The following is a 21,605-nucleotide window of genomic DNA, read 5'->3' on the forward strand; positions in this document are numbered from 1 at the left end:
TGCGGCATCGGCATGCTGGGGGGCTGCACATGGATCGTCGTGATTTCGTCTTATCGTTGACTGCGACCACGTTCCTGTCCTTTTCGTACAAAGCGCATGCGCAAACAACGAAGCCGCCGGTCGCCAAGCAGGTCGACGCGGTTGATGCCCGGCTCGGGTATACGTTGCGCGATCCGTATCGCTGGATGGAGAACCCCAAGGACCCCGATTGGGAGCCGTGGATGCGCGCGCAGGGGGACTATGCGCGGCGCGCGCTCGACGCACTGCCCGATCATGACGCGCTGCTGCGGCGGATCGGGGAGCTGACCGGCGATCTGCCTCTGGCGTCACGGTTGCAACGCACCGGCAATGCGACGTTCTTGGAGTTTCGCCCCAGCGGTGCGAGCGTCGCCAAGCTCTACGTCATTGAACGACCCGGGGCCGAGAAGAAGCTGCTCGTCGATCCCGAGTCGGCGAAGGACGCCAGCGGCGCCCATATGAGCCTGGACTGGTGGCGCGCCTCCGACGACGGTACGCTGGTCGCCTATGGCATGTCGCCGGCCGGCTCGGAGGAGTCGGTCGCGCGGATCATGCGTGTTGCCGACGGTACGCACTTTCCCGAAGCGATCGATCGCGCGCGTTTCGCCAGCCCGCAGTGGCTGCCCGACGGGTCGGGCTTCTTCTACACGCGCGGTCGCGAAGGGGCGGTGCGGGGTGCGGCGGACTATCTGCTCAACACCGTCTCGTGGCTGCACCGGCTTGGCACCGATCCGAAGCAGGACGTGCGGATCGCGGGCGGTGGCGACACGGTCGACGGTTATACGTTGCTGCCGATCGACTTCCCGTTCGTGGTCGTCACGCCGGGATCGGATATCGCGCTGCTGCTGCCGTTTGGCGGCGTCCGGCGCGAGAACCCGCTGTTCGCCGCGCCGCTGGCGGAGGTGATGACGGGCAAGCCGCGCTGGCAGGCGGTGGCGCGGATGGAGGATCGCGCCACCAGCTTCGCGCTGCGTGGGCGTGACGTTTATGTCGTGTCGGAAAAGGACGCACCATTGGGGCGCATTCTTCGTACCTCGGCGACCGCTCCCGATCTCGCCCGCGCGACCGTGGTCGTGCCGGAGGCGAAGACGCCGATCGAGACCTCCGACGCGGGGTTGGTCGCGACGCGGGACGGCGTCTATTTCGCACGCCAGAACGGTGGGCCGATGACGTTGCATCGCATCACGCCGGGCGGGCAGGTGACCGACATTCCGATGCCGTTCGACGCCGGCATCTACGCGTTGTTCGGATCGACCGATCAGGACGGCGTCGATGTCCGCATGTCAGGCTGGGTGGAGCCGGCCGGACTCTATCGATACCGACCGGGCGGGCGGCTGGTCGATACCGGGTTGAGCCCGCGCCCGACCTTCTCGACCACGCCCTATGAATCGATGCGCCTGATCGCGACCGCGCGCGACGGAACCAAGGTGCCGGTGTCGATCATCGCGAAAAAGGGGCTGAAGCGCGTCGGTTCCGCGCCGGCGCTCGGACAATGCTATTCGAGCTACGGCATCTCGGCCGCGCCGTATTTCTCGCCGCGCTCGATCGCGTTCCTCGAGCGCGGCGGTGTGTTGTTCGAGGTCCATGCGCGCGGCGGTGGCGAATTCGGCTCGCCGTGGTGGCGTGCCGGGCAGAAGGCGAACAAGCCCAATACCTGGCGCGACTTCATCGACGGGTGCGAGGCGGTGGTGAAGGCAGGGTGGACCTCGCCGAAACGGCTGACGATCATGGGCACGTCGGCGGGCGGGATCGCGGTCGGCAATGCATTGGTCGAGCGGCCGGACCTGTTCGCCGGCGCGATCGACAACGTCGGCTGGACCAACACCTCGCGGGCCGGGGTGGAGCAGAACAGCGCGCCCAACTTCCCCGAATTCGGCGATCCGTCGAACGAGGCCGAATATCGCGGGCTCGTGGCGATGGACGCCTATCAGAAGGTCAAGGACGGGACGCACTATCCGGCGGTGCTGGCGATGACGGGGATGACCGATCCGCGGGTCGCGCCCTGGCATCCCGCAAAGATGGCCGCCCGGTTGCAACATGCGTCGACCGGCGGGCCGGTGCTGCTGAGGGTCGATTTCGACGCCGGGCACGGCCTGGGGTCGACGCGCCAGCAGACCGACGCGCAATGGGCCGACGTGTTCGCCTTCGTGTTGGCGCAGGGGCGCGCCTGAGCATCACGCGGGTGGAGGCGCGGCCTGTTCCTTGCGCTTCCACTCGGCGGTACGCAGCGTGACGTAATCGCGCAGCAACTGCACCCGACGCGGGCGGAAGCTGGTACCACCGCGCGACAACGCCGCAATCCGCGGTACCTCGAACGTGCGATAGCCGTCGCGCAACTGGCACCAGGCGACCAGCATCAGCGTCCGCGGGCTGTACGACATGCCGAGCGGCAGGATCTCGCGCTCGGTCATCCGCTCGCGCGCATCGCGGTAGGTGATGCAGACGCTGCACTCGTCCCAGCAGGCCTCGCGCAACAGGTCGAGATCGATGGTGATCGCGGCGCGCGGTTCGGGTGGCCGCCACGACCGGATCGTCGCATGCGCGGCCTGCCGCGCCTGCCGGTCGGGGAGCGTGGCGACGATCCGCGCCAGCGCGTTGCGCCCCGCCACTGCCAGCGCGGCATCACCGAAGTCGCCAAGGCTGGCGACGCCGAGCATCAGCGCCTCGATCTCCAGCCGGGTGAAGCTCTGCGGCGGCAGCGTCGGATCCTCGGTCAGCGTATAGCCAAAGCCCGCGGCGCCATCGATCAGCGCGCCGCCGGCCCGCAGCGTCGCGATGTCGCGGTAGAGCTGGCGCGGAGAAATCTCGGTTTCGGCCGCGAGGCGCGCAGCGGTCACCGGCTTGGGCAGCCGGCGCAGCGCCTCCAGCAAACGCATCAATCGATCCGACCGCGCCATCGCTGCTGCCCGAAATTGTCAGGAGGCGCTGCGTAGACCGGCCGCGTCATTCAACGCAAGGAGCACAAGGATGCGCACCCTCTATTACTCGCCCAATTCTCGGTCCGACACGATCGTCACGTTGGTGCGGATGCTGTCCGCCGACGTCACGCTGCACGAGGTGACGATCGTGCGACAGGACGGCTCGGGCGTGCGCGATCCCGCCAATCCGCATCCCGAAGGCAAGGTGCCGTACCTGACCGACGGCGACGATGCGGTGCGCGAACGTGGAGCGATCGTCCTGTACCTGACCGATGCGTATCCCGATGCCGGGTTGGGGCCGCTCGCCGGGGAAGCGGGGCGGGGCGCCTATCTGTCGTGGCTGTCCTATTATCAGGGCGTCATGGAGCCGCTGTTGATCCTGAAATGGGCGGGCGTCGAGCATCCGGCGATCAATGCGGGGCTGCGCGACTACGATACAATGATCGAGCGACTGGCAGAGCCGCTGCGGCATGGCCCGTGGTTGCTCGGCGAGCGCTTTTCGGCGGCGGACATGCTGTGCAGCTCGCCCTTCCTGTGGTTCACGGCGATGCTGCCCGAGGAGCCGGCGATCCGCGACTGGGTGGAGCGCTGCAAGGAGCGGATCAGCGTCGTCGCCGCCTGACCCAATCGTCGCCCCGGGTTTGACGCCGGGGCGACGACACGCCCGCTAGAACTTGGCGCCGGCGCGGATGCCGATCATGCGTGGCGGGACCGACACGATGTACGGGCGTTGGTCGCACGCGCCGCATTGCTGGAAGCGCGAGATCTGGCCGCGTTCATCCCACAAATTTCGCACGAAGATCTCGAACGTATAGTTCGACAGCTCACCACCGATCGACAGGTTCGCGCTGGTATAGGGTTGCAACCGGCCCAGCGCGTCGGCCTTTTCCACCCGCAGGTCCGACGAGGCGGAACTCTGATGCGCGACAAGCCCTTGAATATAGGCGCGCACTGTGCCGATCGGCACCGAGTAGCGCGCGGTACCGCTCAGCTTGAAGCGCGGCGTGATCGGCAGGCGGGTGCCTGCGGGGGCAAGAATTTTTGCTCCCGTCGTACTGCAATCGACGGAATCGCACAGGTCGGTGCGGGTCTTCGCGTTGGTGTAGGAGCCCGCGGCGGTCAGCGAGAGGGCGCCCACGGTCACGTTGGTGTCCATTTCGATGCCGCGGATGCGCGCGTCGGGGCCGTTCTGGATCACGGTGAAGCTGTTTTCACCAAGGAACGAGAACTGAAATTGATCCCAATTCTGCTGATATACCGCCCCGTTGAAGCGGACGGTGCCGCCCGGTAGCGTGGTTTTCCAACCGACCTCGTAATTGGTCAGGAAGTCGGCGGCATAGTCGCCGACGTCGCCGCGGCGGTTGATCCCGCCGGGGCGGAAACCGCGCGAGGCGGTAGCGTAGAGAAGGACCTGGTCGGTCGGCTTCCACGTCGCGTTGAAGCGATAGGTGACGCCCTGACCGTCGGCGCGCTTGGGCACCACGCGGCTGCCGTCGGGGACGCCGAGATTGACGCACGGGATCGCGCCGACGTCGGGTGTGGTGAGGAAGTTGGTGGTGTCGCCGCCGTTCAGATAGGCGTCGCGCAACGTGCCCCCGCCGGCCATGTAGCAACTCGCCACACCGGTGCGCGAACTGCCCGCGGCGTTGAAGGGGCTGGCGCTGTAGGGACGGCCATCATCCGGGTCGATGCCGGGATTGCGGCCGAAGCCGAAGAAACCGACCAGCGAATTGTCGTAGATGAAGACGCGCCCGCCCGCGGTCAGCGTCAGCTTCGGCGTCAGGTCGTAGCTTGCCTCGCCGAAGATTGCGTAATCCTTGTCGACGCGGTGCTGGCGCGTCAGCCAGAGCGTGCCCGGATAGCCGTTGACCGATACCTGCGATCCGAGGTTCGGGATCTGGTAATCCTGGAAGATCAGGTTGCTTTGCCGCTGGTAGAAGGCGCCCGCGACCACCCGGAACGGCTGGTCGGCCGGCGAGGCTACACGCACCTCCTGGCTGAGCTTCTTGAAATGATCGCGGCCGATCACGCGCTGGCGCGGGTCGATCGTGTTGCCGTTGTTGTCCTGATAGTAGAAATACCCGGCCAGCCCGCCGACCGCCGAATACAGCGAGTCATAGGCTTCGGAATAATCGGTGTAGTCGCTCGACTGCACGGCGCGGCGATCGAGCAGCGCGCCGGCGTAGGTGACGTCCCAATTGCCCAGCTTGCCCTCGATCGTCAGCGCCGCCTGCGCGAAGCGGTCGCGGCGATATTCGGGGTAGAAGCGCTGCACCTCGAGGTCGCCGACCCGGGGATCGTAGCCATAGCTGCCGTGGCTGTTCTGTTCCTGATAGAGCAGCGTCGGCGTCGCGGTCCAATTGTCGTCGAGATCGATCTTGAGCGCGGCACGACCGCCGTAGGTTTCGGTGTCGTTATAGTCTTTCTTGACGAAGGCAGCATTGTCGACGCTGATCCCGCCGGGCTGTGGCAGGAAGCTGCGCGTGCCGGGCACGTTGTCGATGAAGCCGGCGTCCTTCTGGTAGAAGCCGACCACGCGCAGCGCGACCCGTTCGCCGAAGGGGATGTTGAGCATCCCTTCGCTGACATAGCCGATGCCGCCCGAGTGCAGCATGTTCACCTCGCCATCGACGCGGCCGTAGAAGCCGGCGGTGTCGGGCTTGTTGGTGATGATACGGATCGTGCCCGCCTCGCTCGACGCGCCGTACAGCGTACCCTGCGGCCCGGCGAGGCTTTCGATCCGCGCGATGTCATAGATGTGGATGTCGAGCGTGCCGCCGATCGTGGTGACCGGTTGTTCGTCGAGGTATACGCCGACCGAGGGCAGGGAGCCCGAGTGATTGCCGTCGCCGCCCGACGCGACGCCGCGCATATAAACGGTGGTGACGCCGGGTTGCGACGACTGGAACGCGACCGAGGGCAGAAGCTGCGTATAATCGACGAAGTTGGAGACGTTCAGCTGGTCGAGCCGGCGGGTGCCGATCGCCTGGATGCTGATCGGGACGTTCTGGATGCTTTCGTCCCGTTTCTGCGCGGTGACGATGATGTCGCCGTCGGTGGTGGTGGCGGTCGGTTGCTGCGAGGGCGTGTCGGCGGTCGTGGTTTGACCGGAGCCGGTTTGCGCCCCGGCGGGGACGGCGAACGCCGCAGAGGCCAGCAACGGAACGAGCACGCGACGACGGAAGCTGACCACCACAACAATCCCCTTTGTTGCGACTATGTGACGTCATGCTGCAGCGCGGCAGCGGCACGGTCAATCCGATCAAGAAACAATTTATCGTAAAAGGGTTAGCGTGACGAAATTGTCACGCTGCGGGGGTGAAGCTCGGCGCAAGAGGATAACAATCGATCACGTCGCCGAGCGCGTGCTCAAGTGGCTTCAAGTGGGCGGCGAAAGGCCGCCATGCGCGGTCGCCGCCGCGGAAGATCGGCTGGCGTACCTGTTCGGACGAGGCGGTACGCACCGCCCGCTCGGTGCGGTGCGACGACAGGCAGGCGGCATCGAAGGGCAGGCCGCACGCGTCCAGCAGCGCACGGATATGCGGCTCTGGTGCGTCGACCAGTTCCTCGTGGATCACGCGATGGACTCGGCCGGGCTGCACCGCATCGATGTGCGCCATCATCCGCACATAGTCGCGGTAATAGCGCCCCATGTCGTCGAGCGCATAGCTGAAGCCCTGACCGCGCGCGAAATGCTGCTTGAAGTTCGAGAAGCAGCAGGCACGCGGATCGCGGCGCGCGTCGATGATCGTGGCGTTGGGGAGGATCAGCCGGATCAGTGCGACATGCGCCCAATTGTTCGGCAGCTTGTCGACGAAGAACGGACGGTCGGTGCGGCGCTGGACCGCCGCGCGGCGGAGATAATCCTCGCCCAGTTCGCGAGCGCGCTCGGCGGTGAGGTTGGAGAGGCCGGCGGGGTACTCCGCGATCCGGCGCGCGAGCGCGGGCATGTCGGGCAATTCGGTCGTGCCCTCGACCAGCGGGTGGCTGGCAAGGATCTGTTCGATCAGCGTCGATCCCGCACGCGGCATACCGAGCACGAAGATCGGATCGGGCGCGGGGCAGCCCCAGCCGGCGCGGCCCGCGAAGAACTCTTCGCTGGCGGTCGTGACAATCGTGTCGACGAAGCGCGTCGTCTCGCCGGCGTCATAGTCGATCTGCGTCCGGCGCAGCGCGTTGCCGGCGGCGTAATGCGCGTAGGCGCGATCGGCGTCGCCGCGTTCCTCCCACGCCTTGCCGAGCGCGAAGTCGAGATGGAAGCGATCTTCGGTCGTGATCGCCGGATCGGCGAGCGCAGCGGTCATCGCCGCGACATCGGCATCGTCGAAGCGCACGGTCTTGAGGTTGGCGAGGCTCCACCATGCCTCGCCCAGTTCCGGCCGCAGCGCGATGGCGTGGCGATATGCGGCGACCCCGTCCGCCTGTCGCCCAACCGTCTTGAGCATATGGCCGTAGCTCATCCACACCTTCGGCTGTGCGGGCGCGGCGGCGAGCACGCGTTCGTAGAGCGCAATCGCTTCCTCGAACCCGCCGAGCCGGCCGAGCGCGGCGGCCTTGAGGTTGGCGTGGCCGAGATGCTCGGGCTCGACGGCAAGCAGCGTGTCGAGTTCGGCGAGCGCATCGACGGCGCGATTCTGTCGGTAGAGCACGATCGCGAGATTGGCGCGCGCGGCGGTGAAGCCGGGCGCGAGTTCGAGCGCGCGGCGCAACAGCGTCTCGGCATCGCGATTGCGGCCGATGCGACCGGCCAGTTCGGCGAGCATGCGGATCGCGCGCGCGTCGAACGGCTCGCGTTTCAAATAGGTGCGCAGCAACGGCTCGGCGACGTCGAGCCGATTGTCGTGGAGCGCCAGCGCGGCGTCGACTAGCAAGGCAGGGAAACGGGCAGGGTTTGGCATGGACGAACGAGCAGACCACGGCAGCGCGACCGGATCAAGCGACAGGTCCTTGAAAGACAAGGGTGCGCTCGGCTTCTGGGGCGCGCTGGCGCTGGTGATGGGCAATCTGATCGGCTCGGGCATCTACCTTTTGCCCGCGACACTGGCGCCGTTCGGGGCGAATGCGACGGCAGGCTGGGTGGTGACGATCGCGGGGGCGATGGCGCTGGCGTTCGTCTTCGCGCGGCTGTCGGCGGCGGTGCCGCAGGCGGGCGGGCCGTATGCCTATGCCGATGCGGCGTTCGGGCCGGTGGTCGGGTTCGCGACGGCGTGGAGTTACTGGACGCTGATCTGGGCGGGCAATGGCGCGGTGGCGGTCGCGGCGGTCAGTGCGTTGAGCGTGGCCATCCCCGCACTCGCGCCGCATGCCGCAGTCGCTGCGGTGGTGATGGTATGGGTGTTCGTCGGCGTGAACATCCGCGGCGTCGCGGCGGCGGCGCGGGTGCAGATGGTGACGATGGTGCTGAAACTGGTGCCGCTCGCCGCGGTCGCGCTGCTTGCCGCTTGGCTGCTCTTGACCAAAGGCGGCGCGGCGGTGGTGCAGGATGCGCCGGTGCCGCTGGCGGCGGGGACGATCGCGGGCGCGGCGGCGCTGACCTTCTGGGGGTTTCTGGGGGTCGAGTCCGCGACGGTGCCCGCCGACCGGATGCAGAACCCGGCGCGGACGGTGCCGCGCGCGACGTTGATCGGGACCGCGGCGGTCGGGGTGATCTATCTGATCGTGTCGGGCGCGATCACCGCGCTGATGCCGCGCGCTTCGGTCGCCGCGTCGCCCGCGCCGATTGCGGATTTTCTGGGCGGCGCGATGGGCGGCGCGACCGCGCAGGTGGTGGCGCTGTTCGCGACGGTGAGCGCGCTGGGGACGCTGAACGGCTTCGTCCTGCTGCAAGGCGAGGTGCCGCGGGCGATGGCGCGTGGCGGGGTGTTCCCGCGCTGGTTCGGGCGCGAGAATGACGCGGGCGTGCCGGTGCGCGCGCATGTCCTGGCGGGCCTGTTGGTAACGGGCGTGACGCTGGCCAACTACACGCGCGGGATGGGCGACCTGTTCGCGTTCGTCGCCGCGGTGTCGCTGGCGGCGGGGATGCTCGCCTATTTCGTCAGCGCGCTGGCCGGCGTGGCGTTGCTGCGCGGCGATGCGGCCGGACGGGTCGCGGGCGTCGCGTCGGCCGCCTTCGTCGCTTGGCTGTCCTACGGGCTGGGGCTGGAGGCCAACGTCTGGGCGCTGGTGCTGCTGCTCGCGGGCGTGCCCGTTTATTGGTGGGTCAGGCGCGCCGCCGCCAGCGCGCGATGAGGCGGCGGTCGGCAAGGATCGCCTGCGCGGCATTGTGGCCCGGCGCACCGGTCACCCCGCCGCCGGGATGCGTGCCCGATCCGCACATGTAGAGGCCGTGGATCGGCGCGCGATAGTCGCCGTGCCCCAGCACCGGCCGCGCCGACCACAATTGGTCGAGGCTCATGCGGCCGTGGAAGATGTCGCCGTCGATCAGCCCGAACTTGCGTTCGAGATCGAGCGGCGAGTGGATCTGGCGCGCGATCACCGACTTCTTGAAGTTGGGCGCGTGGCGGTCGACGGTGTCGATGATCAGATCGGCAACCTCCTCGCGTGCGTCGTCCCAGCTGCGGCCATCGGGCAGCTGCGGGGCGAATTGCTGGCAGAACAGGCTGGCGATGTGCATCCCCGGTGGCGCGAGGCTGTCGTCGACCGTCGTGGGGAGCTTCATCTCGACGATCGGTTCCTTCGACCAGCCGTGAACCTTTGCGTCATCGAACGCGCGATCCATGTAATCGAGGCCGGGCGCGATGATGATGCCGGCGGTGTGATGCTCGGCGCGCTCCTTGCCAGGTAGGACGGTGAAGTCGGGCAATTCACTGAGCGCGACGTTCATGCGGAACGTGCCCGAGCCGGTCTTGAACCCGGCGACGCGGCGGCGGAAATCCTCCGGCATGTCGCTGGCGTCGACCATCTGGCGGTACAGCATTGCCGGGCCGACGTTGGCGGCGACGATCGGCGCGGCAATCTCCTCGCCGCTGTCCAGCACCACGCCCGCCGCCTTGCCGCCGTCGACCAGCACGCGCGCGACGGGAGCGTCGAGGCTGATCTCGACTCCGGCATCGAGACATGCCGCCTGCATCGCCTGCGTGATCGCGCCCATCCCGCCGACCGAATGGCCCCATGCGCCGAACTTGCCGTTCACCTCGCCGAAGACGTGGTGAAGCAGGACATAGGCCGAGCCGGGGGTCGAGACGCCCGCGAAATTGCCGACCACCGCGTCGAACGCGAACGCCGACTTGACGTGATCGTCCTCGAACCAGCCGTCGAGGAAGTCGCGCGCGGACTTGGTGAAGACGTCGAGCAGGTCGCGTTGTGCGGCGATGTCGAGTTTGGCGAGCGGCCAGCCTTGGCGCGCGGCGGAGACCACCTCCGCCAGACCGCCGCCGGCGTTGGGCGGGATCTTGAGTGCGAGATCGCGCAGCACCTGCGCGACGCGTTCCAGCGCGGCGTCGTAGCGTGGATAGGCCTCGGCATCGCGGCGGCTGAAGCGCGCGAACTGCTCCTGCGTGCGCTGTATTCCGCCGCCGAGCGTCAGATAGGTGTCGGGGAAGGGGAAGAAGTTGCTGATCGTCCGCTCGATGATGCGGAAGCCGCGGTCGTGCAGCTTCATGTCCGCGATCACCTTCGGGCGCAGCAGGCTGACGGTGTAGCTGGCGGTGGAGTTGCGGAAACCGGGATGGAATTCCTCGGTCACCGCCGCGCCGCCGACGACGTGGCGGCGTTCGAGCACGCGGACCTTCAGCCCGGCGCGCGCGAGGTAGAAGGCGCAGACCAGCCCGTTGTGGCCGCCGCCGATGATGAGTGCGTCGTAGCGCCTGGTCATGTTCCGTATCCCCCGTGTACGTTCACCCGCGCCCAATTCGTCGTCCCGGACTTGATCCGGGACCCCGCTTCTTCCTTTCCGTCACGGAGAGAAAAGCGGGGCCCCGGGTCGAGCCCGGGGCGACGGGAATGGTTGGCCAAATTTCATCCCGTTCGATGCCGCTGCGACCAGCCCGGCGGCGGCGCGCGGTGGAGGCGGGCCTCCGGGATGCGCGCGCGGATCTTGGCGGCGAAGCTGCGGAGGCACACCTCGCTCGCGCCAATCGGGCCAGCGGTGTAGCTGGACGAGGCCATGCCCTGTTGCACGCGCTCGATCAGCCACGTGTCCTCGGCATTGACGGTGCGGTTGATCCGCCAGTTGGCGTAGCGGACCAGCTTCATCTCTCGGCGCGCGTCGGGCAGCGCGAACGTCATCTCGCGCAGCACGCAGGTCGTCGGCGTCAGCGGCAGCCATTGCATGAAGTCGATCTGGTCGGCGTAGATGTCGAACGCCATGTTCGGCCACAGCTTGTAATAGAGCCACAGCCGCTGGTTGGCGGCCGGCAAGTGATCGACGGGCGGCAGATGCGTCTGGTAGAAACGCTCCCACACGTCGTCCGACGGCCGGTCGACGAGCTGCCCCGACATCTTGTCGACCCAGCCCGCTGCCTCGATCGCATAGCTCTTGCCGAACAAGCGGGTCAGCCCGTCGTGCGCGACCGGGATGTGGAGGTTGTCGGAATAATTGTCGCCGACATTCTTCCAGTTCACCGCTCGCTCGCGATGACGCACGTCGCCGATCCGGCGCATGTCGGCGAAGCGATAGGGTGCGATCTCATGATCGTAGGGCGCCATCATCTCCGCGACGCGCGGGCCGCCATCATCCTCGAGTCGGACGAACACGAAGCCGCGCCAGCGGTCGATGTCGACCGGGATCAGCCCGGTCGCCGCCATGTCGAGCGCGGGATAGTCGCGGCGCATCGGCACGCCGCTCAACCGCCCGTTCAGTTCATAGGCCCAGGCATGATAGGGGCACACTAGCTTGCGCGCGCAGCCCGCGTCGCCCTCGACCAGCCGCATCGCGCGGTGACGGCAGACGTTGTGGAAGGCGCGAATCTCGCCATCGGCCCCGCGCACGACGACGACGTTCTCGCCCAGATACGACAGTGTTCGCCATGCGCCGGGCTGGTCCAGATCGCTTTCGTGGCACACGATCTGCCACGACGGGCGGATGATACGCGCGCATTCGAGCGCGAAATATTCGGGATCGGTGTACAACCAACCGGGCAGGCTCCAGTCGGCGTCGGGGTCACGATCGTGCAACTCGGCCGGTTGGAGCATAGGAGGTTCTCGCGTGCTTGTTGCACGAACGTATAACAGGGTGTGCGGTTGAGCAAGCGGGCAAATCCCGAGGATCGTCGCCGCGACCTGATCGAAGCGGCGGTGCGCGTGCTCGCGGAGCGCGGCGCGGCGGGCGCGTCGGTGCGGACGATCGCCGCGGCGGCGAACGTGTCGCCGGGGCTGGTGACGCATCATTTCGGCGGGGTCGACCGGCTGGTGGCGGCTTCCTACGACCATGTCGCGGCACAGGTCGCGGCGGCGCTGGAAGCGGCGGTCGCGGCGGCGGGGAGTTCACCGCCTGCGCGACTAGGCGCGTTCGTCGCCGCCAATTTCACCGCGCCGATCGCCGATCCCGCGCTGCTGGCGACGTGGCTGGCGCTATGGAGCCTTGCGCGCGGCGATCCGGCGATGCTGGCGCGTCACGAACATCATTATGCGGGATTTCGGGTGCGGCTGGAGGTGTTGCTCGCCGAGTGCGGGGTTGCGCCCGCGCGGGTGCGGCTGGCCGCGATCGGGGTCACCGCGCTGGTCGATGGCTTGTGGCTGGAACTGTGCCTGTCGCCCGACAGCTTCTCCGCCGACGAGGCGCGACGGATCGCGACGGCGTATTTGGCGGGATTGCGAGGGGGGGATAGCCCTCTCCCCTCCGGGGAGAGGGTTGGGTGAGGGGCTGTGTCTCACCGAGGCCGACCTCTCTGCGAGACACCTACCCCTCACCCCGACCCTCTCCCCGGAGGGGAGAGGGAGAATGCTATTTCGACAGATCGATGAACAACGACTGATAGTACGCGATGCCCGGCGCGATGTTGTCGATCGGCGTGCGCTCGTTCAGCCCGTGGCTGAAATCGTCCGATTCCTTGATGAAGGTCGGGCTCGCGCCATAGCTGGGGACGTGGTGATAGCGGAACCACATGCTGTCGCTCGCCCCCGCCGACATGCTCGGGAAGACCGGGACGCCGGGGCGGGTCTTGCCGATCGCCTTCGTCACCGCGGCAACGAAATCGGGGCGCATCGGCGAGGCGTCGTTGGGGACCGAGCCCTCGCTGACGTCGCGGATCGTGAGCTTCGGTTCGGCGGCGACCTGCTTGAGCGTCGCCATCACGTCGGCGGGCTTCACACCGGGGAAGATGCGGCAGTTGATGTTCGCGGTCGCGCGCTGCGGCAGCGCATTGAGCGCATGACCACCGCTGACCATCGTCGACACGCAGGTGGTGCCGATCTGGCCGACATAGGCGGGGTCGGCGGCGAGCGTCGCGATCGCCTGCTCGTCCTTCGGATTGGCCGCGAAGGCGCGCATCGCGGCGGCGAGGGCACCGGTCTTCTGCTTGGCGGCTTCCTCGAAGAACTTCTTCGTGAGGTCGGACAGTTGCGGCGTGAAGCGGTAGTTGCCGATCCGCACCAGCGCGGCGGACAATTGATTGATCGCGTTTTCGGGGCGCGGGGCGGAACTGTGTCCGCCGGGGTTGGTGACGGTCAGCTCGAAATCGGCATAGGTCTTTTCCGCGCCATTCCACGTAAAGAATTGCGCGCGGCCGTCCTCACCCAGCCGCCCGCCGCCGCCATCGATGTTGATGACCAGCTCGGCGTTCTTCAGTTGTTTGGCGATCAGCGCGCTGGTCTTCATGCGCGTCTCTTCATCGCCGGAAAATTCGAGTACGATATCGCGGCGGGGGCGGTAGCCGTCGCGCTTCATCTGCAACAGTGCGGCGATCGTGACCGCGGCGTCGAGCTTCATGTCGGTCGCGCCGCGGCCGTACAGATAGCCGTTCTCGATCACCGGGGTGAACGGATCGCGCTGCCAGTCCGCAGGTTTCGCCTCGACGACGTCGATATGGCCGGAGATCACCAGCGGCTTGGCGGCGCGATTGGTGCCCGGCCAGCGCGCGATCAGATAGGCGGTGTCGTCGACCGGGGTGACGGTGACGTCGGTGATCCCGCCTTCGACCAGCACCGACTTCAGATAGGCGGCGAGCTGCGGCGTCTGGTTGCCCGGACCGGCGACGCTGCGGAACGCGATCGCGCGCTTGGCGATGTCGAGCGCCTGCGCCTCGCTGCGTGGTTCGGCGTGGAGCGTCGAAACCGGCGTCGCGCACAGCAGGGCAGAGATCAGACCCGAACGAACCCTGTTGCGCTTCATCATGCTTTCCCCTTGGCGACGGTCCGACGACGCTAGGCCGCTGGAAGGAAAAGGCAACTGCGCGCTACAGCAGCACCTCCGCCCGGGAGGATGCACTGCGCTCACCGGCGTCGAGCACTTCCATCACCGCCAGCGCCTCGTGCGGCGGCACCGGGTTCGCGCCGGTGCCGCGGATCGCGGCGACCACGGCGGACCAAAAGAGCCGATAGTCGCCGCGCAGCGTCGGGATGTGCTGCACCATTCCCGACGCGTCGGTGAGCAGGCCGTCGTCGGGGTCGAGCCCCCAACCGTCGCCGCCCGGCGCGTGCCCGCTGACGGTCGCCGCCTCCTGCGGGTCGATACCGTGCTTGATCCAGCTACCATTCGTGCCGTGGACCGCGAAGCGTAGACGATGGTCGGCGACGAGCTTGCTCGAATGGAGCACGATCCGTTTGTCGCGGTAGCGGAGCGTCGCGTGGAAATAATCCGGGGCCGGGGCCCCGATGCGCAGCGTGGCGATATCGGCCGTGATGCCGAGCGGCCGTCCGAACAGCACCAGCGCCTGATCGACCAGATGTGGCCCGAGATCGAACCACGATCCGCCGACTCGCGCCTCCTTCCATGTCGCGGCGGCGACCGGTCGCCAGCGATCGAAGTGGCTCTCGAACGTCGCGATCGCGCCCAGCCGGTCCTCGGCCAGCAGCGCACGCAGCGTCAGGAAATCGGCATCCCAGCGCCGGTTGTGGAATACCGTCAGCAGCCGGCCGGCACGCTCACCAGCCGCGACCAACCGGCGCGCATCGGCGAGCGAGGTCGCGAACGGCTTGTCGACGAGGACATGCTTGCCCGCCGCCAGGGCGGCAAGCGCATGGTCGGCATGCAGCGCATCGGGGCTGGAGACGATCACCAGATCGATGCCGGGTGTGGCAAGCAGCGTTTCGATATCGGCAACGACCGTTGCGGCGGGCAGGTCGGCATGGACCTTCGCGGCGTCGCGCGAGACGATGCCGCGCAGCGCCAGCCCCGGCGTTGCAACCACATAGGGCGCATGAAAGGCGCGTCCACCGAGCCCGTAACCGACCAGGCCGACACCGATTTCATCGCTCATTCGCCGTCCCTCGTTTCAGCGTGCGGTCTGCCGCATCGTGGAACCATTACCCGCCGCGAAGCGGTTGCGGCATTCAATCGATCATCACGCGAGATTTTTCATGAGCATTGCATCGGCATTGGGGTTGGGCGGCCAAAAGGTCCGTTACGCAATCGTCGGGCTGGGCGACATCTCGCAAGAGGCGTTGATGCCGGGCGTCGCCCACACCGGCAATTCGGAGATGACCGCGCTGGTCTCGGGCGATGCCGAGAAGCTCGAAGCGCTCGGCAAGCGGTACGACATCGCCGATCGTTATTCCTACGAGCAGTTCCCCGAGTTGCTGCGCTCAGGGACGATCGACGCCATCTACCTCGCCACGCCGAACTGGCGTCATGCCGAATTCGCGATCCCGGCGCTCGAGGCCGGCATCCACGTCTTGTGCGAAAAGCCGCTCGACGTCTCGGCGGAGAAGGCGCGCGCGATCATCGCCGCGGGCCAGCGCGGCAAGGCGAAGCTGATGACCGCCTATCGCCTGCATTTCGAGCCCGCCACGCTCGACGCAATCCGCCGCATCCGCGCGGGCGAGCTGGGCGATCTGATCGCCTTCACCGCCTGCTTCACGCAAATGGTGGACCCTGCCAATCACCGCGCGACCAACGGAATCGAGGCCGGGCCGCTGTTCGACATGGGCGCCTATCCGATCAACGCGATCCGCTACCTGTTCGGGGCCGAGCCGCTGGAGGTCGTCTCGGCGGTCGGTGTGCGCCATGCCGAGTCCGGGTTCGGCGACTTCGACGATACGATTGCGGTGACGCTGCGGCTGCCGGGCGACCGGCTCGCGCAATTCACGGTCAGCTATTACGCCAACAACGTCGACAGCCTGACGATCGCGGGCACCAAGGGCTCGATCGAGATGAACCCGGCTTTCGGCTTCGGGCAGGGGCTGGAGCATCATCGCCAGATCGGCGAGAAGCAGTCGCAAGAAACCTACAAGGCCACCGACCAGTTCGGTGGTGAGTTGCGCTACTTCTCCGATTGCATCCTCAAGGATCGCGACCCGGAGCCGGACGGCGAGGAAGGGCTGGCCGACCTGCTGGTGATCGAGGCGATCGTCGCGGCGCTGAAATCCGGCGGCGCCGTGCCGGTCGAGCCGCTCGCGCGGGCGCGCCGCATCGACCCGGATGCCCAGGAGCAGACGTTGCGCGCAGTGTCCGCGCCCGAGCCGGTCAACGCCGCGCCGCCGACGGGCGCCTGACCCTTCACCCGATCGCGCAGGAGATACCGATGTCCAATCCTTCCCAGCCGCTCGCCGGCCATGTCGCGGTGGTGACCGGGGCCAGTTCGGGCATCGGGCTGGGGGTGGCCGAGGGGCTGGCAGCGGCCGGCGCCGCGGTGGTCGTCAACTATCATTCCGACGCCGACGCCGCCGAGGAATTGGTGGCCCGCGTGCGGGCGGATGGCGGACGCGCGATTGCGGTCGGTGCCAACGTTTCGGAGGAGCAGGAGGTCGTCAAACTGTTCGACACGGCGGCCAGTGCTTTCGGCCGGGTCGACGTGCTGGTCGCCAATTCGGGCGTGCAGAAGGATGCGGCGATCGCCGACATGTCGCTCGCGGACTGGAACACCGTGATCGAGGTCAACCTGACCGGCCAGTTCCTGTGCGCGCGCGAAGCGGTGCGGCGCTTCCGCGCGCAAGCCAAGGAAGGGCGACCCGCCCGCAGCGCCGGTGCGATCATCACGATGAGTTCGGTGCATGAGGTGATCCCCTGGGCCGGGCACGTCAATTATGCGGCCTCGAAGGGCGGCAGCCGGATGCTCACCCGTTCGCTGGCGCAGGAGGTGGCGGTCGACGGCATTCGCGTGAACGCGATCGCCCCCGGCGCGATCCGCACCCCGATCAACAAGGAAGCGTGGGACAGCGAGGCGGCGCTGGAAAGGCTGTTGCGGCTGATCCCTTACGGCCGGATCGGCGAGCCCGAGGATGTCGCGCGCGCCGCGGTGTGGCTGGCGTCCGATCAGGCCGATTACGTGACGGGCACCACTCTGTTCATCGACGGCGGCATGACCTTGTATCCCGAGTTCCGCGACAATGGTTGAGCCGCTGCGTACGATCGGCGAGCATGGCATCATCGGTGATCTGGAGACGGCGGCGCTGATCGCGCGGGATGCGACGATCGACTATCTGTGCTGGCCGTCGCTCGACAGTCCGACGATCTTCGCCGATCTGCTCGACGCGGGGAAGGGCGGGGCGTTCACGCTCCAGCCGAACCTCGACCGGCTCGAGCACCTGCAACTTTACGTGCCCGATACCAATGTGCTGCTGACCCGCTGGATGGCGGAGGACGGCAGCGCCGAGGTGCGTGACCTGATGCCGCTCGCCGCCGCGCGCGTCCATCCCGATCATGCCGCGCGCTGCCTGATCCGCCGCGTGACCGTGACGCGCGGCACGGTGACCTTCACGATGCGTTGCGGGCCTCGGTTTGATTACGCCCGCGAGCAGCCCGCGGTGGAGGCGGTCGATGACGGCATCCGGTTCGTTGGGCGCGATCTTTCGCTGCGGCTGTTCGCTTCCGTCGCGCTTACGGCGGACGCGGACGCCGCCACCGCGCATTTCACGCTGACGTCGGGGCAGAGCGCGTGGTTCGTACTGGGCGCCGACCATCTGCTTCTTCCCGACGATCGGACGATCGACGAGGATGTCGCCGCGACGACCCAGGTATGGCGAAGTTGGGCGAACCGCTCGTCCTATAAAGGGCGCTGGCGCGAAGCGATGACCCGGTCGGCGCTCGCGCTCAAATTGCTGACGTCCGAGCGGCACGGATCGATCGCAGCCGCCGCCACCTTCTCCTTGCCCGAGGCGACCGGCGCGGGGCGGAACTGGGACTATCGCGCGACGTGGATCCGCGACGCCTCGTTCACCGTCTACGCCTTTCTGCGGCTCGGCTTCGTCGACGAGGCAGAGCATTTCAATCGTTGGGCGGCGAAGCGCGTGATGGCCGCCGATCCGGAGCATCCGATCCGCATCATGTACGCGATCGACGGCACCGAGGCGGCCGACGAGCAGGAATTGCCGCATCTCGCCGGCTATGACGACAGCCGCCCGGTGCGGATCGGCAACGCCGCGCACGGACAGACGCAGCTCGACATCTTCGGCGAGCTGCTCGACAGCGTGTACCTTTCGAACAAATACGGCCATGCGATCAGCCACGAAGGCTGGCAGCATGTCCGCGGCATCGTCGACCATGTCATCGCGCACTGGCAGGAACCCGACGCCGGCATCTGGGAGATGCGCGGCGCGCCGCGGCACTTCCTTCATTCGCGGGTGATGTGCTGGGTCGCGCTCGACCGCGCGATCCGGCTGGCGCACCAGCGGTCGTTGCCTGCGCCGGTGGTCGAGTGGGCGACAGCGCGCGACGCGATCGTAGAAGACGTGTGGGCGAACTTCCGCCACCCCGAACACGGTTATTTCGTGCAGGAACGGGGCGGGCGCGAACTCGACGCCGCGGCACTGATGATGCCGCTGGTCCGCTTCGTGTCGTCGACCGATCCGGTGTGGCTCAAGACGCTGGACGCGATCGGCGCGCAGTTACGCGACGATGGTCTGGTCTATCGCTATCGCAATGCCGACGGGCTGGAAGGCGGGGAGGGGGCGTTCACGACCTGCACCTTCTGGTACGCCGAGTGCCTGGCGCGCGCCGGGCGGATGGACGAGGCGCAGATGATACTGGCCAAGGGAATGGCCTATGCCAATTCGCTCGGCCTGTTTTCCGAGGAAGTCGATCGTCGCGGGCTGGCGCTCGGCAATTTTCCGCAGGCGCTGACGCACCTCGCCTTCATCAGCGCGGCCTATTTCATCGATCGGCGGCTCGACCCAAGTTATCATCCGAACTGGCAGCCGTAGGGCTGATTCGTTCGTTCCGCGAACGACGGTGCGCCAAAGGTCGGAATTGACGCGGTCGCGCAAAGTGCGTTGTCTGCGACGATGAACGATCCTCGCTCTGCCAGACCCGCATCGCCGCTTCGAGCCGCGCGCGCATGATCCTGTTGTCGATCGTCGTGGCGCTGGCGGTGCTGATCGGACTGGTCGCGCTACGTGCACCGCCGTTCCTCGCCTTCGTCGTGTCGGCGCTGGTCGCCGCGCTGCTGCTCGGCGTGCCGCTCGCGCGCCTGCCCACCGCGATCGAGAAAGGCATCGGTGATACGATCGGCCCGGTCGTCATCACGATCGTGCTCGGCGCGTTCCTCGGCAAGCTGATCGCTGACAGCGGTGCGGCGCAGCGGATTGCGGACACGCTGATCGGCTGGTTTGGCCCGGCGCGGCTGCCGATCGCGATGGCAGCGACCGGCTTTCTGGTCGGCATCCCGCTATTCTATAATGTCGGTTTCGTGCTGATGGTGCCGCTGATCTTCTCGATCGTGCTGCGCTCGGGCCTGCCCGCGGTGCATGTCGGCATTCCGTTGCTGGCCGGATTGTCGATCGCACATGGCTTCCTGCCGCCGCACCCGTCGCCGACCGCGGTGGTGGCGCAGCTCGGCGCGGATTTGGGCGTCACGCTGATCTACGGGCTGATCGTCGGCATCCCGACTCTCGCGATTGCCGGCCCGCTGTTCGCGACGACGCTGAAGGGGATCGTGAGCCCGCCGTCGCCGTTGTTCGAGGCGGCCGCTGCCACGCGGGACCGGCGGCTGCCGGGGGCGTTCGCCAGCTTCGCCTGCGCCTTGCTGCCGATCGCGCTGATCGCCGGCGCGACCGCGCTTCATTACGCGCCACTGTCGCCGCAGGCGGCGTCGCTGGTGGCTTTCGTCGGGCATCCGACCAACGTGCTGTTGCTGTCGATCGCGGTCGGCATCGTCGCGCTCGGGCGCAGCGTCGGGCTGTCGCGCGTCGAGATGATGGACGGCTTCACCGTCGCGATCCGCGACATCGCGCCGATCCTCCTCATCATCGCCGGGGCCGGCGCACTGAAGCAGGTGCTGGTCGAAAGCGGCGCGGACAAGATCATGGCCGCACAGCTCGCCGATCTGCCGCTGCCGCCGCTCGCGCTCGGCTGGCTGCTGGCGTGCGTGATCCGCATCGCGGTCGGCTCCGCGACCGTCGCGGGGCTGACCGCGGGCGGGCTGATCCAGCCGGTGATCGTCGCGACCGGCGCGGATGCCAATCTGATGGTGCTGGCGATCGGCGCGGGCAGCCTGATGTGCAGCCACGTCAATGATTCCGGCTTCTGGATGTTCAAGGAATATTTCGGGCTTTCGCTGCGCGACACCTTCCGCTCCTGGTCGCTGATGGAGACGCTTGTCGGGGTGTTCGGTCTGCTCTTCGTGCTGTTGCTCGACGCCGCGCTGCGCGTCCTCTAGCCTTCCGCCGATGAGCGAGTTCACAGAATATGATGTGCAGGCGAACGGCATCCGCTTGCATGTGACCGAGGCGGGGAGCGGCCCCGCGGTCCTGCTCTGCCACGGCTTCCCGGAGTTGGGCCATTCATGGCGGCATCAGCTGCGCGCGCTCGCCGACGCCGGCTATCGCGCGATCGCGCCCGACATGCGCGGCTATGGCCGCACCGAGGCACCGGCCGACACCGGTCGCTACACGATCTTCCACCTGACCGGCGATATGGTCTCGCTGCTCGGCGAACTGGGCATCGCACAGGCGGCGATCGTCGGCCACGACTGGGGCGCACCGGTCGCCTGGACCGCGGCGCAGCTCCGTCCCGATCTGTTCAAGGCGGTACTTGGCCTGTCGGTGCCGCACGCGCGCCGGGGCTCGATCAGCAGCCTCGACAAGCTGCGCCGTGCCGGGCTGCACGCTTATTACCAGCTCTATTTTCAGACCCCCGGCGTCGCCGAGCGCGAGCTGGAGGCGGACGTCGATACCGCCATGCGCCGGATCATGTGGTCGCTGTCGGCCGGCCCGCCCACGCCGTGGAACGGCATGATCGGTTCGCAAGGTGCGCTCGACGCCTTCTGGGAACCGGATGCCGCGATGCCGTGGATCGATGACGCCGATCTTGCGGTCTACGGCGCCGCGTTCCGCGCGTCCGGGTTTGCCGGCGCGCTCAACTGGTATCGCAACATCGACCGTAACTGGGATCTTACCGGCGCACTCGACGGGCTGCCGATCGCGCAGCCGGCGTGGTTCGCGATCGGCGACCGCGACCCGATCCTGCGCTTCGTCCAGCCTTCGATCGAGGCGCTGCCCCAAACCGTTCCCGGCCTGCTCGGCACCAGCGTCCTGTCCGGCGTCGGCCACTGGCTTCAGCAGGAAGCACCCGATGCGGTCAACGCGATCATGCTCGACTTCCTCGCGCGCGTCTTCCCCGCCGCGCGCGGCTGAGCC

Annotated in this window: 16 protein-coding genes; 9 read left to right on the forward strand and 7 right to left on the reverse strand. The window is 67.5% G+C overall.

Going from position 1 to position 21,605, the window contains the following annotated elements:
* Window positions 1-29: 29 nt before the first annotated feature.
* A complete protein-coding gene (locus SPHPH_RS0105290) occupies window positions 30-2,189 on the forward strand; it encodes a prolyl oligopeptidase family serine peptidase (protein ID WP_037488135.1) in 2,160 nt (719 codons plus the stop codon).
* 3 nt (window positions 2,190-2,192) lie between these two features.
* Here the strand turns inward: SPHPH_RS0105290 and SPHPH_RS0105295 are convergent, their stop codons facing one another.
* On the reverse strand, window positions 2,193-2,894 hold the full coding sequence (locus tag SPHPH_RS0105295; protein WP_202900641.1) for a helix-turn-helix transcriptional regulator: 702 nt from the start codon (window positions 2,892-2,894) through the stop codon (window positions 2,193-2,195).
* A 91-nt stretch (window positions 2,895-2,985) separates the two neighbouring features.
* On the opposite strand from SPHPH_RS0105295, the gene SPHPH_RS0105300 reads away from it, so the two are divergent.
* Window positions 2,986-3,558, forward strand: a complete 573-nt coding sequence (locus tag SPHPH_RS0105300) for a glutathione S-transferase family protein (protein ID WP_028965754.1) — start codon at window positions 2,986-2,988, stop codon at window positions 3,556-3,558.
* 45 nt (window positions 3,559-3,603) lie between these two features.
* On the opposite strand, the gene SPHPH_RS0105305 is transcribed toward SPHPH_RS0105300, so the two are convergent.
* Entirely contained in the window at window positions 3,604-6,132 is a 2,529-nt protein-coding gene (locus SPHPH_RS0105305; protein WP_028965755.1) for a TonB-dependent receptor, read from the reverse strand.
* 109 nt (window positions 6,133-6,241) lie between these two features.
* The gene (locus tag SPHPH_RS0105310; RefSeq protein ID WP_028965756.1) at window positions 6,242-7,834 is read right to left on the reverse strand and encodes a tetratricopeptide repeat-containing sulfotransferase family protein; all 1,593 of its coding nucleotides are present in this window, start codon (window positions 7,832-7,834) and stop codon (window positions 6,242-6,244) included.
* A gap of 49 nt (window positions 7,835-7,883) precedes the next feature.
* Between SPHPH_RS0105310 and SPHPH_RS0105315 the strand changes: the two genes are divergently transcribed.
* On the forward strand, window positions 7,884-9,164 hold the full coding sequence (locus tag SPHPH_RS0105315; RefSeq protein WP_028965757.1) for an amino acid permease: 1,281 nt from the start codon (window positions 7,884-7,886) through the stop codon (window positions 9,162-9,164).
* Here SPHPH_RS0105315 and SPHPH_RS0105320 read toward each other — a convergent pair.
* Together SPHPH_RS0105320 and SPHPH_RS0105325 are read right to left on the reverse strand one after the other, a co-directional pair.
* The gene (locus SPHPH_RS0105320) at window positions 9,136-10,749 is read right to left on the reverse strand and encodes a phytoene desaturase family protein (protein WP_028965758.1); all 1,614 of its coding nucleotides are present in this window, start codon (window positions 10,747-10,749) and stop codon (window positions 9,136-9,138) included. The two genes, SPHPH_RS0105315 and SPHPH_RS0105320, sit on opposite strands and share 29 nt — an antisense overlap.
* 143 nt (window positions 10,750-10,892) lie before the next feature.
* Entirely contained in the window at window positions 10,893-12,068 is a 1,176-nt protein-coding gene (locus SPHPH_RS0105325) for an aromatic ring-hydroxylating oxygenase subunit alpha (protein WP_028965759.1), read from the reverse strand.
* A gap of 42 nt (window positions 12,069-12,110) precedes the next feature.
* On the opposite strand from SPHPH_RS0105325, the gene SPHPH_RS18990 reads away from it, so the two are divergent.
* Window positions 12,111-12,734, forward strand: coding sequence for a TetR family transcriptional regulator C-terminal domain-containing protein (locus tag SPHPH_RS18990; RefSeq protein WP_156025840.1), 624 nt, complete (start codon window positions 12,111-12,113; stop codon window positions 12,732-12,734).
* Window positions 12,735-12,819: 85 nt separating this feature from the next.
* On the opposite strand, the gene SPHPH_RS0105335 is transcribed toward SPHPH_RS18990, so the two are convergent.
* Together SPHPH_RS0105335 and SPHPH_RS0105340 are read right to left on the reverse strand one after the other, a co-directional pair.
* Complete coding sequence (locus SPHPH_RS0105335; protein WP_081668725.1) at window positions 12,820-14,205, reverse strand: M20/M25/M40 family metallo-hydrolase; 1,386 nt, start codon at window positions 14,203-14,205, stop codon at window positions 12,820-12,822.
* A 64-nt stretch (window positions 14,206-14,269) separates the two neighbouring features.
* Complete coding sequence (locus tag SPHPH_RS0105340) at window positions 14,270-15,292, reverse strand: oxidoreductase (protein ID WP_028965761.1); 1,023 nt, start codon at window positions 15,290-15,292, stop codon at window positions 14,270-14,272.
* A gap of 100 nt (window positions 15,293-15,392) precedes the next feature.
* Here SPHPH_RS0105340 and SPHPH_RS0105345 point away from each other — a divergent pair, with 100 nt between their 5' ends.
* The 5 genes from SPHPH_RS0105345 (at window position 15,393) to SPHPH_RS0105365 (ending at window position 21,602) form a co-directional block, all read left to right on the forward strand.
* Window positions 15,393-16,526, forward strand: coding sequence for a Gfo/Idh/MocA family protein (locus SPHPH_RS0105345; protein ID WP_028965762.1), 1,134 nt, complete (start codon window positions 15,393-15,395; stop codon window positions 16,524-16,526).
* A 29-nt stretch (window positions 16,527-16,555) separates the two neighbouring features.
* Window positions 16,556-17,368, forward strand: a complete 813-nt coding sequence (locus tag SPHPH_RS0105350) for a glucose 1-dehydrogenase (RefSeq protein ID WP_037488140.1) — start codon at window positions 16,556-16,558, stop codon at window positions 17,366-17,368.
* A complete protein-coding gene (locus SPHPH_RS0105355) occupies window positions 17,361-19,172 on the forward strand; it encodes a glycoside hydrolase family 15 protein (RefSeq protein WP_028965764.1) in 1,812 nt (603 codons plus the stop codon). The genes SPHPH_RS0105350 and SPHPH_RS0105355 overlap by 8 nt, the downstream gene beginning before the upstream one ends.
* A 134-nt stretch (window positions 19,173-19,306) precedes the next feature.
* On the forward strand, window positions 19,307-20,626 hold the full coding sequence (locus SPHPH_RS0105360) for a GntP family permease (RefSeq protein ID WP_028965765.1): 1,320 nt from the start codon (window positions 19,307-19,309) through the stop codon (window positions 20,624-20,626).
* Window positions 20,627-20,636: 10 nt separating this feature from the next.
* Window positions 20,637-21,602 (forward strand): alpha/beta fold hydrolase, encoded by a 966-nt coding sequence (locus tag SPHPH_RS0105365; RefSeq protein WP_028965766.1) that lies wholly within the window; start codon window positions 20,637-20,639, stop codon window positions 21,600-21,602.
* Window positions 21,603-21,605: the final 3 nt, after the last annotated feature.

It is taken from the genome of Sphingomonas phyllosphaerae FA2 (assembly GCF_000427645.1).
Lineage (GTDB): Bacteria > Pseudomonadota > Alphaproteobacteria > Sphingomonadales > Sphingomonadaceae > Sphingomonas > Sphingomonas phyllosphaerae.

What these genes read in the sequence shown, in the direction of transcription:
- SPHPH_RS0105290 (WP_037488135.1), top strand. Translation starts at nt 30, where the DNA reads ATGGATCGTCGTGATTTCGTCTTATCGTTGACTGCGACCACGTTCCTG.
- SPHPH_RS0105295 (WP_202900641.1), bottom strand. Translation starts at nt 2,894, where the DNA reads ATGCGTTTGCTGGAGGCGCTGCGCCGGCTGCCCAAGCCGGTGACCGCT.
- SPHPH_RS0105300 (WP_028965754.1), top strand. Translation starts at nt 2,986, where the DNA reads ATGCGCACCCTCTATTACTCGCCCAATTCTCGGTCCGACACGATCGTC.
- SPHPH_RS0105310 (WP_028965756.1), bottom strand. Translation starts at nt 7,834, where the DNA reads ATGCCAAACCCTGCCCGTTTCCCTGCCTTGCTAGTCGACGCCGCGCTG.
- SPHPH_RS0105320 (WP_028965758.1), bottom strand. Translation starts at nt 10,749, where the DNA reads ATGACCAGGCGCTACGACGCACTCATCATCGGCGGCGGCCACAACGGG.
- SPHPH_RS0105325 (WP_028965759.1), bottom strand. Translation starts at nt 12,068, where the DNA reads ATGCTCCAACCGGCCGAGTTGCACGATCGTGACCCCGACGCCGACTGG.
- SPHPH_RS0105335 (WP_081668725.1), bottom strand. Translation starts at nt 14,205, where the DNA reads ATGAAGCGCAACAGGGTTCGTTCGGGTCTGATCTCTGCCCTGCTGTGC.
- SPHPH_RS0105340 (WP_028965761.1), bottom strand. Translation starts at nt 15,292, where the DNA reads ATGAGCGATGAAATCGGTGTCGGCCTGGTCGGTTACGGGCTCGGTGGA.
- SPHPH_RS0105345 (WP_028965762.1), top strand. Translation starts at nt 15,393, where the DNA reads ATGAGCATTGCATCGGCATTGGGGTTGGGCGGCCAAAAGGTCCGTTAC.
- SPHPH_RS0105350 (WP_037488140.1), top strand. Translation starts at nt 16,556, where the DNA reads ATGTCCAATCCTTCCCAGCCGCTCGCCGGCCATGTCGCGGTGGTGACC.
- SPHPH_RS0105355 (WP_028965764.1), top strand. Translation starts at nt 17,361, where the DNA reads ATGGTTGAGCCGCTGCGTACGATCGGCGAGCATGGCATCATCGGTGAT.
- SPHPH_RS0105360 (WP_028965765.1), top strand. Translation starts at nt 19,307, where the DNA reads ATGATCCTGTTGTCGATCGTCGTGGCGCTGGCGGTGCTGATCGGACTG.
- SPHPH_RS0105365 (WP_028965766.1), top strand. Translation starts at nt 20,637, where the DNA reads ATGAGCGAGTTCACAGAATATGATGTGCAGGCGAACGGCATCCGCTTG.